Source organism: Mycolicibacterium sp. 624 (assembly GCF_040548615.1).
Taxonomy (GTDB): domain Bacteria; phylum Actinomycetota; class Actinomycetes; order Mycobacteriales; family Mycobacteriaceae; genus Mycobacterium.
Window position 1 is genome coordinate 26,255 of sequence record NZ_JBEPRZ010000013.1, and the last position, 15,900, is coordinate 42,154.

Genomic DNA, 15,900 nt, shown 5'->3' on the forward strand with positions numbered 1-15,900 from the left:
TGGCGGGGTTAGTTCGTTGTTGGTGGGGGTTGTGGTTGGAAGGGTGTGTACCACCACCAGTCGGCGCGTTCGCCGGTCGGCCCGGGGTATGACGGCACGTCGGGCGGGGTCGTGGTTGGTGGGCGGGCCAGCGATGCCGCGTGCAGGGTTTGTCCCTCACTGTCGGTGATCACGAGCCGGTGTGCGGGTCCGGTGATGGTGATACCGCGCCGGTGATGTGAGCGGTGGTGATACGGGCACACCAGCACCAGGTTGGACAGCTCGGTCAGACCACCGTCGTGCCAGTGCACGATGTGATGGGCGTGCAATCCGCGGGTGGCTCCACAGCCGGGCACCACACAGCAGCGGTCACGATGCTCCAGTGCGCGGCGCACCCGCCGGTTGACCGTGCGGGTGGCCCGGCCTGACCCGATGACGCGGCCGTGGCGTTGGAACCACACCTCGCAGGTCGCATCGCAGGTCAGATAACGGCGCTCGTCATCGGTGAGCAGCGGACCCAGATGCAGTGCGGCCACGGGTGTCTCGACGTCGACGTGCACGACCACGGTGGTGTGCTGCCCGTGCGGGCGGCGGGTGACCTCGGCGTCCCAGCCGGCCTCGACCAATCCCCTGAACGCGTCCAAACCGTCGGGAAACGGCGGCACCTGATCCCCAGCCTGGTTGTCGGCTTCGTGGTCGTGCTTCCACGCCGCGATCAGCCCGTCGCGATGAGACGCCAGCGCGGCGTCGAACTTCGCGGCATCCACGCGCGGCAACCGGATCCGCCACGTCGTGTACGCATCATCGGGACCGGGAGTCTTGGTGATCGTCCGCTGCGGTTCAGGCTTCGGGTCGGGGTCGGGTCGGGGTTCGAGTTTGACCGCGGTGCGTAGTTGGCTGACCGTGGCCACCGCGGCCAGCTGCGCGTAGTGCTCATCGGAGCCGTCGGCTGCACCCTCGGCGATGACCCCGACCTGATCCAGCGACAGCCTGCCCTCACGCATGCCCTCGGCGCAGCGGGGGAACTGGTCGAGGCGCTGGGCGACGGCGGCGATGGTGTGAGCGTTCTTCAGCGAGGTACCGGTCTTCCACGCCACCAGTGCCGGGATGGTCCGTGCGCCGGTGGAGCCGCACAAGTCGTCGCGGTCCAACTCGGCCACAATCTCCACCACACGGCTGTCGATCACATTGCGCTGACCGCACAGCTCCGACAACTCCTCGAACAACACCTCAACACGCTCAACCGGACGCGCCTCAGCGACCAAAGAGGCTGCGGCTGAGGACATAACACCATTGTCTCAGTCGGGTACGACAAATTCCGGGACCGCACAATCCAGCGACCCAGCATCCACCCCGGCAGTCTCGTCAACCACCGGCAACTCACCGCGCGACACAGCGTCGGCGATCGACGTGCGCAACGCGGAGCACACCAGGAACAGCGCGCGCGTCCCGTGCGCCGCGAGCTTGTCGGCCTCACGTCTCTCGGCGCACCCCTCATACGCCGCAGCTGACCATTGCACGCTGGTCTGATGCCAGCTGCTCTTGCGCGCGAGTACCGATGCGGCACAACGCCGGCACGTCACCGGCACCATCGGCGCGTCATCGAGTCGGATGTCGGCACGCACGGTCATGGCGCGGTTCCGGAAACCCTCGCGGCCATATTGGCCTCGATCTCTCTGTTCCAGTGCTCGGTGGGGCGCGTGGTGTCGATCTCGAACTCGAAGCGGTCCACCATATCGGGGGTCACATCAGCGGCGTCGACGTAGAACTGCTCGTACCAGCGCCGCAGTTGGTAGACCGGGCCGTCCTCCTCGACCAGGAGCGGATTGTCGATTCGGGCCTTCGTCCGCCAGATCGCGACGTCCTGTTCGAAGCCCATCTTGACGAAATCACCGAGCGCGACCGCCGTCTGCATCGCGACGTCCTCGGGCAGATCGACGGACTTCTTGACGATGATGCCGTACTGCAGCACGAAGGAGTGCGCGTCAATCGGGTAGTGGCAGTTGATCAACACCGTGTGGTGATCGGTCTCGGGGTAGTGATAGGTGAGGTCGTCGATCATGAAGGAAGGCCCGTGATAGGACGCCAGCGAGGTCGTGCCGAGCATGGCAGCGCCCTCGGTGCCTCCCAGGTCTGGCCGCGATCCGCTGTTCATGTACTGGGTGGCGACGTGGCCGGAGAAGATGTTCTTGAACTGGGTGGGCAGGGAGCCGTGGACGTAGAAGAAATGCGCCATGTCGACGACGTTGTCGATGATCTCGCGGCAGTTGGTGTCGACCGTGGTGGTGTACCAGTGCCAGTCGGTCCACTCGTCACTCGTCGCGCCCTCGATGCGTGGAATCGTCACGCCCTCCGGCGGCGGGTTGCCCTCGGGGTCGTTCCACACGAACAACATTCCATCCTGCTCCAGCGTCGTCCAGGTGGCGGTGCGGGCCAGCCGAGGGACGCGACGTGCATAGGGCACGCTTTTGCACCTGCCGTCTCCACCCCAGCGCCAATCGTGGAAGGGGCAGGCGACCTCGTTGCCCTTGACCTGCCCCTGCGACAGATCACCGCCCATGTGCCTGCAGTAGCCGTCGAGGACGTTGATCCTGCCGTCAGACCCGCGGAAGACGACCAGTTTCTGGCCGAACGCGTTGACCGCGTGTGGTGTGCCATCACCGAAGTCGCGTACCAAACCCAGGCAGTGCCAGCCCCGTGCAAATCGGGTCGGTGCGGCGCCAGCCTCGATGAGTCGGACTTCATCGGTGTTCGCCTGCAGTGTCATATCGGACCGTCCTTGATCGTGAGGGGCTGTTTCGGTTTCGGGGTCGGCGTCGTGGCCGATTCAATCCCGATGACACGTCCAGTTGGACGCATCATTCCGCTCAATAGGACAACGGATCCGCTCGTCGGAGCGGCACGGCTACCGTCGCGGCCGTGACCGACCACAGCATGACCATCCCCGCCGGCGCACCGGTAGCCGACACCACCGTCGATCTCCTCGTCGTCGGCTCTGGTACCGGCATGGCGGCCGCGCTCGCCGCGAGCGAACTCGGGCTGTCCGTGCTGATCGTCGAGAAGTCGTCAACGGTGGGCGGTTCGACCGCTAGATCCGGTGGCGCGCTGTGGCTTCCGGGCAGTCCTGTGCTATCCGACGCCGGCGCGGGAGACACCCCGGAGCGGGCCCGGACCTACTTGCAGTCAGTGGTCGCCGGGACCGCACCCGCCGAGCGCGCCTCGAGCTTCGTCGATCAGTTGCCCGCCACCGTGCAGATGCTGCGGCGCACGACACCCATGAAGCTGTTCTGGGCCAAGGACTACTCCGACTATCACCCCGAGGCACCAGGTGGCAGCGCTGCCGGTCGGACGTGCGAGTGTCGCCCGCTGAACACATCGCTGCTCGGCGAGTACCGGACACGGCTGCGGCCCGGAGTCATGGAGGTCACCGTCCCCATGCCCACGACCGGGGCTGATTACCGGTGGTTGAATCTGATGGCCCGAGTCCCACGTAAGGGCATTGCCACCATTGCCAAGCGGCTCACGCAGGGTGTTGGCGGACTGTTGCTGGGTCGACGTTACGTCGCGGGCGGTCAGGCGTTGTCCGCAGGCCTCTTCGCCGGGGTGCTGCGAGCGGGAATCCCGATCTGGACCAATACAACATTGGTGGGCCTGACCGAGGACGACCAGGGTCGCGTCACCGGTGCGGTGGTCGATCACGGTGGCCGACGGATCGCTGTCACAGCCCAGCGCGGTGTCATCCTGGCCGCGGGCGGTTTCGACCACAGCATGGACATGCGCTGGAAGTTTCAATCCGAGGCACTCGGCGCGAACGTCAGCCTCGGCGCCGAGACGAACACCGGCGACGCGATCCGCATCGCCGGGGAACTCGGGGCGGGTACCGACCTGATGGATCAGGCGTGGTGGTTTCCCGCCGTGGCACCACTACCCGACCGCGTGCCGGCGGTCATGCTGGCCGAACGGTCGTTGCCCGGCTCCCTCATCGTCAACGAGCGCGGCGAGCGGTTCGTCAACGAGGCCACCGACTACATGTCGTTCGGACAGCGCATGCTGGACCTCGAGCGCTCGGGCAACCGGGTCGAGTCGATGTGGATCGTGTTCGACCAGCAATACCGCAATGGATACGTCTTCGCCGCAGAACTATTCCCTCGGATGGCGATCCCCCAGTCCTGGTATGACGCCGGAATCGCCTACCGCGCAGATTCGCTCGCGTCTCTCGGCACCCAGATGGGGGTTCCCGAGGACAAGTTCACGCAGACCGTGCGCCGGTTCAACGATGGTGCGCGCGCCGGCATCGACGCCGACTTTCATCGCGGTGAGAGTGCCTACGACCGCTACTACGGCGATCCCACGATCACGCCGAATCCCAACCTGCGCCCCTTGGTGAAGGGCCCGTTCTATGCGGTGAGGATGGTGCTGAGTGACCTCGGCACCTGCGGCGGACTTCGCGCCGACGACCGGGCTCGGGTGTTACGCGAGGACGGTACGTCCATCGATGGCCTGTATGCGATCGGCAACACCGCCGCCAACGCATTCGGTGCGACCTATCCCGGCGCGGGCGCCACGATCGCGCAGGGCCTGGTGTACGGCTACATCGCCGCCAACGACGCGGCGCAACGATGACGCTGCGCCGCTAATCGGGCTCGGCCGCGTCCGCCCTCTTCTCGATCTCGTACCAGTATTCCGTTGCAGGCCAAGGGATCTTGCCCGTAGTGCCTTCGGCGATCTGCGGGAACGCGGCCTCCGCCTCATCGAGTTCCTTGATCATCGTCAGGGCCAGTTCGCGTTCGTTGGCGTAGTACCTCTCTGCCCACTGGAGCGCTACGCGTGCGTAGGCCCAGGCGGGATCGGCGCCGGCCCACTTGGCATCCTTTGCGGCTTCGCGCTGCATACCGTCCGCGTAGGCGACATGCTCGGCAAGGATCTCCTTGAGCTTCGTCGGGTTGGTCAGATGTCCCAACGTGACACGCAGTAGCGGGCTGTGTTTCAGCACCGGCGGGTCGACCGGCGCCTCATTGGCCCACCGCGTTACGGCGTCCAGCCCCGATTCGGTGATCTTGTACAGGCGTCGGCTACGGGCACCGCTGGTGTTCTCCACCCGCGACGTCACCATTCCGAGCTTCTCGAGCTTCCTCAGCTCGGAGTAGATCTGACTGTGAGCAGGGCTGCCATAGTAGAAGCGCAGGCTCCAGTCACTCCACTTTCGGATGTCGTAGCCCGACAGTTCCTGTTCGTAGGACAACATGCCAAGCAGCGCCCAGCTGGTCGCCGCGAGACTCGGCTTGCCCGACTGTTCACTGCTGTCCACTTCGCCAGCCTAACAACGCGGGTCAGCCTCCCACGTCGACTCACCGCTGGATGGGAACCCACGTTGCGGCCACCCCGCCCACGCGATCACGCTGGATCGACAGTCCCTTACGCACGGAGAGGCACGAGCATCGACGAGGCCGGCATTCGCAATTCCCCAGTGGATCTGGATGCTCTCGCGACGGTCTACCGACCACTCGCAGAGTCGCTCCGCAGGCTGATCGACGTCAGTATCCGCTCCGAGGTTCACGCGGATGTGGTGGCGGCGGCGACGGCCAAAATCGACGCGGCCGCCGACGAACTGAGCGCATCGATGGTGCCCGGATCGTTCGGGATCAGGAAGGGATCAGACGGCCAGGGCGTCGCGTGGGGCAATGTCGTCATAGGCCTCCGCAATCCCGTGGCTCCCCCGCTGACGGTGCACCACGACTCCTACGGCTCCGTGTGGACCGTGTTCACGCTGGGCGCGGCCTACGAGGGCCCCGCGGGCCACGTGCACGGCGGTGTGTGCGCGCTGATCCTCGACCACGTGCTCGGCGCCACCGCTCATCTGCCGGGGCGGCCCGCTGTCACCGGAACGCTGACCATCCGCTATCTCCGGGGCACACGACTCGGGCGAACCCTGCGCGCTCGCGCGCACGTCGATCGCATCGAGGGAGCCAAGACCTTCGCGACAGGTTGCATCGAGGACGACGAGGGCGTCACCGTGGAGTGCAGCGGTGTGTTCATCCACCCCAAACAGCACTTTTCCGGACCAACCGAGGACCAGATCTAGGGTATCCCCCGATTCCTCGACCCCCCTGATTCCGTAACGTCCCGAAGTGACGGCGCCTAGGGGTGGGGGTACAGCTGTGCGGTGTGCCGCGATTGGGGACCGAGCAAGCCACGTCGGTCGCATCGGCGCCCTCGCGGTCGCGCTCGGAATAGGCCTCGCCGTCCCCGCGAGCCCTGCTATTGCCTGGGCAGATCCCCTCGAGCTGAACTCCCTCTCGAATGAGCCCGACACCTCGGTCGACACCCTCGATGACGGCGTCGACAACCCCAGCAGTGTCGCTCCCGAGCCTGTCACTCCGCCGACCCCACCCGCCGACCAGCCGGAATCGTCTGCACCCACCGTCGACACGTCTCCCAATGGGGGCACGGCAGATCAGTCCGTAACCGCCAACACGGTGGAGGTGGCGCCAGGCGTCGTCATCTCGAGTTCCGGCGGCGCGCAGACCTCATCGGAGGTAACCGGCGCGCAGCCGGCCGCCACCCCCGCGGAGCCGCCACCGCCGGCGGTGACCCGTGAGGCACCCGCAGCTGATCCCCCGGCTCCCGTCGCTCCCGTCGCGCCGGCTGCACCCACACGACCCAGGCCCCAGGTCGACCGCGGAGACAACGGCGGCCACGGGTACGAATGGATCGACGACGGTCGCGTGCTGCCGCCACTGGCAGTCATCGACGGCACCAATCCCGGGATCACCCAGATCTCGATGACCGCGGTGCCCGACTCCGAGCCGATCCGTGAGGACACCGCCAGCACGAGCGCGGAGGCCACCCGGAACGAGTGGGCCAGGACGTTGCCTTCGAAGGTCACCGACGTCGACGTACCCGCCCCGGCACCGGCCCTCCCGGAACGCACACGGGCCGCGCTCATCGTCGGTGCGCTCAGCTTGTTCGGCTTCGCCCCGGGAGGGCCGATGGTGCCGGGTGGCGGGGCCGCGCCCGTGCTCCAGCTCGCCTGGGCGGCGTGGCGACGCGAGTCGGCCCGACCCGAGAACACACTGTCGACGCCCACACCGGAACAGCCAGTGACCAACGGGAACTGCGAACCGCTCATGTGCGCGGTGAGCAGTCCGGTGCACGGCGACGTGACGTTCGTGGACGGGACATGGAACTACGCCCCCACCGAACGGGCGTTGCACGCAGCCGCAGCCACCGATGCGACCGCCTCGACGACAACGGACACCTTCACGATGTCGATCGGCGACGAGAACGGGTCCACCACGGAGATCCCGGTCCATGTCTCGCTACTGGCCCCAATCTCTGCCGAAACCGCAGAGGTTCAACGCATTCCAGTCGGCAACGGACCGAACTACGTCATCGCGGGGTCCGAGGGTCGCTACGTCTACATACCGCACGCCATGGACTCGGCGATCGGCGTGCTCGACAGCTGGACAGGCAGCGTCACCTATCTCGACACCGCGGCTCCCCTCGGGCGCGCCCGGCTGACCGCGGACGGCTCCCGCCTGTACGCCGCGAACGCCAGCAACGGCACCATGACCGTGGTCGACACCGCCACCAATGCCGTGATCGGCACGGTGCCCGTTGACGGATACGCGTCTGACTTCGTGCTCGATGCGAACAGCGGCCGTGCATGCGTTCTGGTCAACCCGCCCGAGGACGGGTTCGAACTCGTCGTGATCGACACCGCCACCGTCATCGGCCGCACCCACCTCGGGCCAGACGCCGACCTGCCCGCGCTCACCCCCGATGGGAGCACACTCTTTGTTCGAGACACCCTCGCCAAGTCCATCCGGGCGGTCGACACCACGACCTTCTCGATCGTCGACATCCCCGAGGAGCGGGACGTCACCCACCTCGCCGTCAGTCCCGATGGCCGTCACCTGTTCGCCTCGACGATCCCGGACCTCAACGTCTACGACACGCAGACCAACTCGTTGGTGCGGTCGTTCCCCGACCTCGGCGGAGCCCTGTTCCTGACGTTCAGCCCGGACGGGTCGATTCTCTACACGGCGAGCCTCGACGGTGACACCCTGGCCGTCATCGACACCGCCACGCTCACGCACACAACTGTCCCGGTCGGACCGAATCCGACCAACGCCGTGGTGTCCCCCGACGGTCAGCAACTGTTCCTACTGAACGGCGACGGCACGGTGTCGGTACTCGACACTGTCACCAAGAGCGCCGACACAATCGATATCCACGGCAAGCCGAATGACCAATATCAGATCGCATTGAGCCCCGACGGGAGGCACGTGTACGTCCCCCAGTACGAAACCGGCACGCTGGCAGTCATTTCAGCGCGCACCGCCAACCTCGCTCCAACTGTGGACGTGGACCAGGCAGACGACCCCGGATCCGGCGGAATCACCTACACCGCCGCAGGGGTTGACGCCGACGGCGACGAACTCCTCTACACGGCGGCGCCGCTGGCTCCTGGCACGCTGACCAACCTGGGTGGTGGAGAATTCCGCTTCGTACCTGACACCGCACGCTCGGGTCACCTGCCACCCGGCATCCACGACGCCGTGTCGATCACGGTGAGCGACGGGCACGGCGGCTCGGCGTCGGTGCGGGGCACCTACGTCGTTGCGCCGTCCGATGAGGCGACCGTTATCGCAACGTTGGCCGTCGGCGGTGAGGTTCGCAGCGTCGCGGTCAGCCCCGACGGCGCCACGGCCTACGTCCCGATCATCGATCCCGCCGGCAGATCCCGCGTGGAGGTGCTCGACACGACCAGCGGCGACCTGCTCGCGATCGTGGCACTGGCCGACGACCCCCGCGGCAACACATCCCTGAGCGCCGACGGCAGCCGACTGGTGGTACCCGGCGGTGAGTACGTCATGGTCATCGACACGACCACGTTCGAAGTCATCGCCGCACTCGAGGGCGCCGATCATGCCGTGCTCGCCCCCGACGGTCTGAAGGCCTACGCGCTGCGGACTGGCGAGATGTCAGTCCACGACGTCGATCCTGGCAGCGAGAGCTTCGGCTCCCGCATCCGCGCCGTCCCCACCGGCGGCTATGCCGAGGGCATGGTGTCGGGCGCAGACGGCCGAATCTACTTCGCCACCAGTGACTTCACGATCACGGCGATCGACACCGCCACCGACGAGGTGGTCGCCACAATCAGGACGACGTCCGGGTCGCACAATCTCACCGCGGCGCCGGGACGCGTCTACGCCGCACTGCACGGCACCTCGTTGACCGTCATCGACACCGACACCGACACCGTGCGCGCCAATGTCCCGATCCGCGTCGAGTCGCCGGGGCCGTATGTCGCCGCCAACGCGGACGGCAGCCGGATCTACCTGTCGCGTCGCGAGGAGGGCATCCTGTCGGTGTTCGATCCGTCGACCAACACGATCATCGCCTCGGCGCGTGTCGGCGACAGCACCGTCGCGCCCGCCGCGGTCAGCGCCGACGGTTCGCTCGTGGTGGTTCCGGTCGGAGACTCCGTGACCATCGTCTCGACAGGACGGAATGTCGAGGTCTGACGGCAGCTTCCGGCGTTAGGGTTTTCCCATGAGGAAACTGGAAACCACACTCACCGCCGCCACACCGCAGATCTTGAGCCTGTTCCGCATCGTGTTCGGCCTGCTGCTCACCGTGCACGCCACGCAGAAGCTGTTCGCCTGGCCGGTCGGCACCGCAGCTGCCGACGGCACACTGACCGGACCGGCTGTGCCATTTGGCACCTGGCCGTACTGGTGGGCCGGCGTCATCGAGCTGGTGGTCGGCCTACTCCTGCTCGTCGGGCTCGTCACGCGCCTGGCCGCATTCGTGGGGTCCGGCGAGATGGCGTTCGCCTACTTCACGCAGCATCAGCCCAATGCCCTGTGGCCGATCGAGAACGGCGGCGAGCTGGCCGTTCTGTACTGCTTCGGTTTCCTGCTGCTCGTCTTCACCGGCGGCGGCGCGTGGGCGGTGGACGCCATGCGCAAGCGCTAGCTGTCGAGCGCCAGGTCCTTGCGGAAGCGCTTCATACCGTCGATCTTGTCGGCGGTGGTCGCATCGGGCCCGGCGTAGAACATCCACGGCATGGTGATGATCCCGTGGATGCCTGCGGCCTCGGCCCGTGCGTAGTGCTCGGGCAGGAACGCGTCGGCCAGCGGCGTTAGGACGGTGAAATCGTCCATTGTCAGCCCCTTTTCGGCCCGTAGCTCCCTCAGCCTCTCGACCGACGCGATCGCCCGGTCGGTGGTGATGAGGTCGCCAATCCAGCCGTCGTTACGCGCGGCGCGCCGCAATGCGATATCCGACAGTCCCCCGACATAGATCGGAATGTGCGGCGGTGTGGGTTCCATCTCGAGTCGCGGAGTGGTGTAGAACTCGCCGGAGAACTCGGTCCAGCCCGGCTGCCAGAGCGCGCGCATCAGTTCCAGCATCTCGTCGGTGCGCTTGCCGCGGCGGTCGAACCGCTGCCCCATCAACGTGAACTCCTCCTCGCACCAGCCGACGCCGATTCCGAGTTCAAGCCGCCCGTCGGCCAGACACGCGGCGGTACCGATGGCCTTCGCCGCCGTGTACGGATCGCGCATCGCGGGCAGGTACACGGTGGTGACGAACCTCAGCCGAGTGGTCGCCAGCGCGAGCGCACCGATCATCACCCACGGGTCGGGCCAGTGTGTGAAGGCCTGCCACCGCCGCGAACCGTCGTCGGTGTACGGGTAGGGCGTCTGCAGCGTCTCGAGGTTGACCACGTGATCGGCGATGCCCATGCCGTCGTACCCGAGATCGTCTGCGGCCTTGGCGATTTCGACGACTTCCTTGATGTCGAGGAAGGCCGTGCTCACATAGAACTTCATCCGGCGTCCCGCGCCCAGGCCGGACGAATGAACACGCCGTCGGCCTCGACGGTCGGGCCGTCTGCGTCACCGAGGAAGCCCCGCGCGTAGGTCTTGAAACCCTCCGTACGTTCGATGTACGCCTCGGCCCGCAACGGACCCAAGGGTGTCCCCCGCAGGTAGCGCAACGTGATGGTCCCCGTGAACAACGGCTGGGTCAGGCCAACGCTCGCCGCCTCGCCGAGGATGTGGTCGAGCACGAGTGCGCCGATGCCACCGTGCACCAGACCGGGTGGCCCTTCGTAGGCCGCGCCAAGGGTGAACTCCGACCAGTACCGACCGTCGCCGTCCTCGTTGATCTCCATGGGCGGCGCCATCGCATTGCGAAGCCCGATGGCCGGATTGGTCCACGCCAGCGGACGTCCGGTGCCGGCATGCCGCAGAGTCGAGGTGTTGGACTCGGCCCGTTCGAGCGTTTCCGTCGTCGCATCGATGGCGGCGATGGCATCGCGGATGGTGTCCTGGTCGACGCCGGTGCGGATGCCCGCGGTGACCAGCCTGCGGATGGATTGGGTCAGCGGTTCGTAGACATCGCGCAGCCGGTTGTACTCGTCGGGGCGGATGTAGTCGAACTGGATTTCGCTATTCACGCTCCACACCTCATGCTCCAAAGACCTTTCGTACGACTGTTTTCGCCCTGCGCGTGACGCGCAGGTAGTTGTCGAGGAACTCGCCGCCATCACCGTTGTCCCACCCGGCGGCCACCGCGACGGCGTTGAGCTGGCGGCCCGGGCCGGGCAGCTGATCGGTTGCCTTGCCCTTGACCAGAACCAGCGCGTTGCGGGCCTTCGTCGCGGTGAGCCACGCCTGGCGCAGCAGATCCACGTCGCCCTCGGCGATCAACTCGGCCGCGCCTATGGCGTTGAGCGCGTCCAGCGTTGACGTGCTGTGCAGTGACGGCAGTCGGTGCGCGTGTCGCAGCTGCAGCAGCTGGACCGTCCACTCGATGTCCGCGAGCCCACCACGTCCGAGCTTGGTGTGGGTGTTCGGGTCGGCACCGCGAGGTAGCCGCTCGGCGTCCACGCGCGCCTTGACTCGCCGGATCTCCTGCACCGTCTCGGCTGACACGCCGTTCGACGGGTAGCGAGTGGCATCGACGAGAAGCAGGAACCGATGCCCGAGGTCCTCGTCGCCTGCCACCCGGTGGGCCCGCAGCAGGGCCTGGATCTCCCATGGCGCCGCCCACTGCTCGTAGTACGCCTGATAGGAGGCCAGGGTGCGGACCAGCGGACCACTGCGCCCCTCGGGCCGTAGGTTGGCGTCGACCTCCAGCGGAGGGTCCGCACTCGGCGTGCCGAGCCTCGCCCTGATCTGTTCGGCAACGCTCACCGACCACTTCACGGCCACCGACTCCTCGGTGTCGCCCACGGGTTCGCAGACGAACATGACGTCGGCGTCCGAGCCATAGCCGAGTTCACCGCCGCCGAGGCGGCCCATGCCGATGACCGCGATCTTGGCTGGTGGCCCGGTTGCGGGTGTGTTGGCGCGGACCACCGAGTCGAGCGCTGCCTGAAGGACTGCCACCCACACCTCGGTCAGTGCCTTGCACACCTCGGTGACCTCGAGCATGCCCAACAGGTCGGCCGAGGCGATGCGGGCCAGTTCCCGTCGCCGCAGGGTGCGCGCTGCCGCGATGGCGCGGACCGGATCCCGGTGTCGCCCAGCTGAGGCCACCAGTGATCGCCCCACACCGTCGGGTTCCACCTCGAGCAGCTTGGCTCCGTTGGGACCGTCGGCGTACTGCTGGATCACCTCGGGTGCACGCATCAGGAGTTCGGGGATGTAGGCCGACGTGCCGAGCACCCGCATCAGCCGCTTGGCCACCGCGCTCTCATCGCGCAGCGTCGCGAGATACCAACGTTGATCGGCGAGTTCCTCGCTGATGCGCCGGTAGGCCAGCAGCCCTGCGTCTGGGTCGGGCGTGTCGGACAGCCAGTCCAGCAGTGTCGGCAGCAGAACCCGCTGCACGCGACCCCGCCTGCCGCTGTTGCCGGTCAGTGCGGCGAGGTGGGTGAGCGCGCTCTGCGGGCCCTCGTATCCGAGTGCGGCGAGCTGACGTTCGGCCGCCTCCGGCGTCATCGCGCTCCCGAGTTCGACGGCGGTGCCGCCCACCGACTCGAGCAGCGGCTGATAGAACAGCTTGGCGTGCAGGCGCGAGACGCGCATGCTCTGGCGCTTGAGTTCGTCGCGGAGCACGCCCAGCGCATCGCGCTGGCCGTCGGGCCGGACGTGCGCGGCGCGGGCCAGCCAGCGCAGCGCCTCGTCGTCGCCAGGCTCCGGCAGCATGTGCGTGCGCTTGAGCCGCTGGAGCTGGAGGCGATGCTCGAGCAACCTCAGGAACTCGTAGGACGCCGTGAGGTTGGCGGCGTCGTCACGGCCGATGTATCCGCCCGACGCGAGTGCAGCCAGGGCATCCACCGTGGAGGCCACGTGCAGCGACTCGTCGGTACGGCCGTGGACGAGTTGCAGTAGCTGCACCGCGAACTCGACATCGCGCAGCCCTCCGGTACCGAGCTTGATCTCCCGGGCCCGGACGTCGGCGGGGACCAGCTGTTCGACGCGACGCCGCATCGCCTGCACCTCGGGGACGAAATCCTCCCGCTCGCAGGCAGTCCAGACCATCGGCCGCAGCGCGGTCATGTACTGCTCACCGAGTTCGGCATCGCCCACCGCGGGCCGCGCCTTGAGCAGGGCCTGGAACTCCCACGTCTTGGCCCACCGCTCGTAGTACGCCACGTGGGACTCCAACGTGCGCACCAGCGGGCCGTGCTTTCCCTCCGGGCGCAGGGCCGCGTCCACTTCGAAGAACGCGTCGTTCGCGAACCGCATCATCTCGCCGGCCACGCGGATGGCGATGGTGTCGGCGTTCTCCGCGACGAATATGACGTCGACGTCGCTGACGTAGTTCAGTTCGCGGGCGCCGGACTTCCCCATCGCGATGACCGCCAGCCGGGGCGGGGGCGTGTCATCACCGCACACCATGCGCGTCGCGATGATGAGCGCGGCGCCAAGGGCCGCGTCGGCGAGATTCGCGAGGTGTTCGCCGACCGTGGGAAATGAGATGACGGGCTCGTTCTCCACCGTGGGAGCCAGGTCGAGTGCTGCGAGGACCAGCAGCCTGTCGCGGTACATCAGCCGCAGCGTCTGCCCCGCGGTCGCGTCGGTGGAGTTCTCGGCGGCGGCGTCGAACTCGCGGCGCAGATCGGCTGCGGACGGCAGTGTCACCTTGCCCGCGAGCAGATGCCAGGAGTTGGGCTCTGCGACGAGGTGATCACCCAGCGCGTACGACGAGCCGAGCACACTGAACAGTCGACCGCGCAGCGCCCGATCCGTGATCAGCGCGTGGTTCAGCTCGTCCCAACCGGATCCGAGCGCCTCGGCGAGGCGAACCATCGTGTGCAACGCGACGTCGGCGTCGGGTGCGCGCGAGAGCGACCACAGCAGTTCGATGTGGTCATCGGTGTGCCAGCCCAGCCGGTCCAGATCGTCACGCGCTGTCGGCGCGACCAGACCCAGCCTGCCAACACCTGGCAGCGTCGGACGGTGTGTCGCGGGTTTGGCCACGTTCTGACGTTAGCGCACCTACGTACACCCCCGGTCGCTCCGCTCCTGCCCGCCGAAACCTACAGCGGCGGGTGGGCCTTCCTACAGCGAGAGGTAGGCCTTCAGCTCGAACGGCGTGACGTGGCTGCGGTAGTTCTCCCACTCGGCGCGCTTGTTGCGCAGGAAGAAGTCGAAGACGTGCTCCCCCAACGCTTCCGCGACCAGCTCGGAGTTCTCCATCTCCGTCAGGGCGACACCGAGGCTGCCAGGCAGCTCCTTGTAGCCCATCGCGCGGCGCTCCTCGGGTGTCAGCGTCCACACGTTGTCCTCGGCCTGCGGGCCGAGGACGTAGTTCTTCTCCACACCTCGCAGGCCCGCGGCCAGCAGTACCGCGAACGCCAGGTACGGGTTGCACGCCGAGTCGGGGCTGCGCACCTCGACGCGTCGCGAGGATGCCTTGCGCGGCGTGTACATCGGCACCCGGACGAGCGCCGACCGGTTGGCCGCACCCCAAGATGCGGCGGTCGGCGCCTCGCCGCCGTGCACCAGCCGCTTGTAGGAGTTCACCCACTGGTTGGTGACGGCGCTGATCTCGGAGGCGTGCTCGAGGATGCCCGCGATGAACGACTTGCCGACATCGGACAGCTGCAGCGGATCATCGGGAGTGTGGAAGGCATTGGTCTCGCCCTCGAACAGGCTCATGTGGGTGTGCATCGCCGAGCCGGGGTACTCGGCAAAAGGCTTGGGCATGAACGACGCCCGCACACCCTCGTTGAGCGCGACCTCCTTGACCACGTAGCGGAACGTCATGACGTTGTCGGCCATGGACAACGCGTCGGCGTAGCGCAGGTCGATCTCCTGCTGCCCTGGCGCACCCTCGTGGTGGCTGAACTCCACCGAGATGCCCATCTGCTCCAGCGCGTCGATCGCGTGGCGGCGGAAGTTCGGGGCTGAGTCGTGAATCGTCTGGTCGAAGTAGCCGCCGTTGTCGGCCGGCACCGGCGGCGCCTCGTCAGCGCCCGGCTTGAGGAGGAAGAACTCGATCTCGGGGTGCACGTAGCAGGAGAAGCCGAGGTCGCTGGCCTTGCCCAGCTGGCGGCGCAGCACGTGGCGCGAGTCGCCCCACGACGGGGAACCGTCCGGCATCGTGATGTCGCAGAACATGCGGGCGGAATGGTGCTTGCCGCCGCTCGTCGTCCACGGCAGCACCTGGAACGTCGAGGGATCGGGCCGGGCCACCATGTCGGATTCCGAGACCCGCGCAAAGCCCTCGATGGAGGAGCCGTCGAAGCCGATTCCCTCTTCGAACGCACCCTCCAATTCGGCGGGCGCGATGGCGACCGATTTGAGGTAACCGAGCACGTCGGTGAACCACAACCGAACGAAACGGATATCGCGTTCCTCCAGCGTGCGCAGCACGAATTCCTTCTGCCGGTCCATGTGCGCAGCGTAGGCACCGGCTGTTAAATCTGTGTTACGTGGGGGCTGCTGTTGCACG

The 15,900-nt window shown here is 67.1% G+C and carries 12 protein-coding genes; 4 read left to right on the forward strand and 8 right to left on the reverse strand.

Translation table 11 applies throughout. The annotated features are described in order from the left end of the window. Positions 1-8: 8 nt before the first annotated feature. The 3 genes from ABIA65_RS32745 to ABIA65_RS32755 are packed head-to-tail and all read right to left on the reverse strand — an operon-like array spanning position 9 to position 2,746. Entirely contained in the window at positions 9-1,265 is a 1,257-nt protein-coding gene (locus tag ABIA65_RS32745) for an HNH endonuclease signature motif containing protein (RefSeq protein WP_354526186.1), read from the reverse strand. A gap of 12 nt (positions 1,266-1,277) precedes the next feature. Further along, positions 1,278-1,610 (reverse strand): ferredoxin, encoded by a 333-nt coding sequence (locus ABIA65_RS32750; RefSeq protein WP_354526187.1) that lies wholly within the window; start codon positions 1,608-1,610, stop codon positions 1,278-1,280. Continuing rightward, positions 1,607-2,746, reverse strand: coding sequence for a 3-ketosteroid-9-alpha-monooxygenase, oxygenase component (locus ABIA65_RS32755; RefSeq protein WP_241404637.1), 1,140 nt, complete (start codon positions 2,744-2,746; stop codon positions 1,607-1,609). The genes ABIA65_RS32750 and ABIA65_RS32755 overlap by 4 nt, the downstream gene beginning before the upstream one ends. A gap of 152 nt (positions 2,747-2,898) precedes the next feature. On the opposite strand from ABIA65_RS32755, the gene ABIA65_RS32760 reads away from it, so the two are divergent. Beyond that, positions 2,899-4,602, forward strand: coding sequence for a 3-ketosteroid-delta-1-dehydrogenase (locus ABIA65_RS32760; RefSeq protein ID WP_354526188.1), 1,704 nt, complete (start codon positions 2,899-2,901; stop codon positions 4,600-4,602). 10 nt (positions 4,603-4,612) lie between these two features. Here the strand turns inward: ABIA65_RS32760 and ABIA65_RS32765 are convergent, their stop codons facing one another. After that, a complete protein-coding gene (locus tag ABIA65_RS32765; protein ID WP_241404630.1) occupies positions 4,613-5,287 on the reverse strand; it encodes a PadR family transcriptional regulator in 675 nt (224 codons plus the stop codon). 159 nt (positions 5,288-5,446) lie between these two features. On the opposite strand from ABIA65_RS32765, the gene ABIA65_RS32770 reads away from it, so the two are divergent. Genes ABIA65_RS32770 through ABIA65_RS32780 form a run of 3 tightly spaced genes read left to right on the forward strand, consistent with a single transcriptional unit; the run spans position 5,447 to position 9,963 of the window. Next, positions 5,447-6,061 carry a PaaI family thioesterase gene (locus tag ABIA65_RS32770; RefSeq protein WP_241404628.1) on the forward strand — a complete coding sequence of 205 codons (615 nt, stop codon included), beginning with the start codon at positions 5,447-5,449 and terminating at the stop codon, positions 6,059-6,061. Positions 6,062-6,107: 46 nt separating this feature from the next. Next, the gene (locus tag ABIA65_RS32775) at positions 6,108-9,509 is read left to right on the forward strand and encodes a hypothetical protein (RefSeq protein WP_354526189.1); all 3,402 of its coding nucleotides are present in this window, start codon (positions 6,108-6,110) and stop codon (positions 9,507-9,509) included. A 28-nt stretch (positions 9,510-9,537) separates the two neighbouring features. After that, on the forward strand, positions 9,538-9,963 hold the full coding sequence (locus ABIA65_RS32780) for a DoxX family protein (RefSeq protein WP_241404626.1): 426 nt from the start codon (positions 9,538-9,540) through the stop codon (positions 9,961-9,963). Here ABIA65_RS32780 and ABIA65_RS32785 read toward each other — a convergent pair. The 4 genes from ABIA65_RS32785 to ABIA65_RS32800 form a co-directional block, all read right to left on the reverse strand. Further along, positions 9,960-10,820 carry a TIGR03619 family F420-dependent LLM class oxidoreductase gene (locus ABIA65_RS32785; protein ID WP_241404625.1) on the reverse strand — a complete coding sequence of 287 codons (861 nt, stop codon included), beginning with the start codon at positions 10,818-10,820 and terminating at the stop codon, positions 9,960-9,962. The two genes, ABIA65_RS32780 and ABIA65_RS32785, sit on opposite strands and share 4 nt — an antisense overlap. After that, positions 10,817-11,449, reverse strand: a complete 633-nt coding sequence (locus ABIA65_RS32790) for a PaaI family thioesterase (RefSeq protein WP_354526190.1) — start codon at positions 11,447-11,449, stop codon at positions 10,817-10,819. Before ABIA65_RS32790 ends, ABIA65_RS32785 begins: the two co-directional genes overlap by 4 nt. 10 nt (positions 11,450-11,459) lie before the next feature. Beyond that, positions 11,460-14,423, reverse strand: coding sequence for a bifunctional [glutamine synthetase] adenylyltransferase/[glutamine synthetase]-adenylyl-L-tyrosine phosphorylase (locus tag ABIA65_RS32795; RefSeq protein WP_354526191.1), 2,964 nt, complete (start codon positions 14,421-14,423; stop codon positions 11,460-11,462). 81 nt (positions 14,424-14,504) lie between these two features. Beyond that, positions 14,505-15,842, reverse strand: coding sequence for a glutamine synthetase family protein (locus tag ABIA65_RS32800; protein ID WP_241404622.1), 1,338 nt, complete (start codon positions 15,840-15,842; stop codon positions 14,505-14,507). Positions 15,843-15,900 lie beyond the last annotated feature (58 nt).

Excerpts from the sequence above, each read along its gene's own strand:
- ABIA65_RS32745 (WP_354526186.1), bottom strand. The coding sequence starts at position 1,265 with ATGTCCTCAGCCGCAGCCTCTTTGGTCGCTGAGGCGCGTCCGGTTGAG.
- ABIA65_RS32750 (WP_354526187.1), bottom strand. The coding sequence starts at position 1,610 with ATGACCGTGCGTGCCGACATCCGACTCGATGACGCGCCGATGGTGCCG.
- ABIA65_RS32755 (WP_241404637.1), bottom strand. The coding sequence starts at position 2,746 with ATGACACTGCAGGCGAACACCGATGAAGTCCGACTCATCGAGGCTGGC.
- ABIA65_RS32780 (WP_241404626.1), top strand. The coding sequence starts at position 9,538 with ATGAGGAAACTGGAAACCACACTCACCGCCGCCACACCGCAGATCTTG.
- ABIA65_RS32785 (WP_241404625.1), bottom strand. The coding sequence starts at position 10,820 with ATGAAGTTCTATGTGAGCACGGCCTTCCTCGACATCAAGGAAGTCGTC.
- ABIA65_RS32800 (WP_241404622.1), bottom strand. The coding sequence starts at position 15,842 with ATGGACCGGCAGAAGGAATTCGTGCTGCGCACGCTGGAGGAACGCGAT.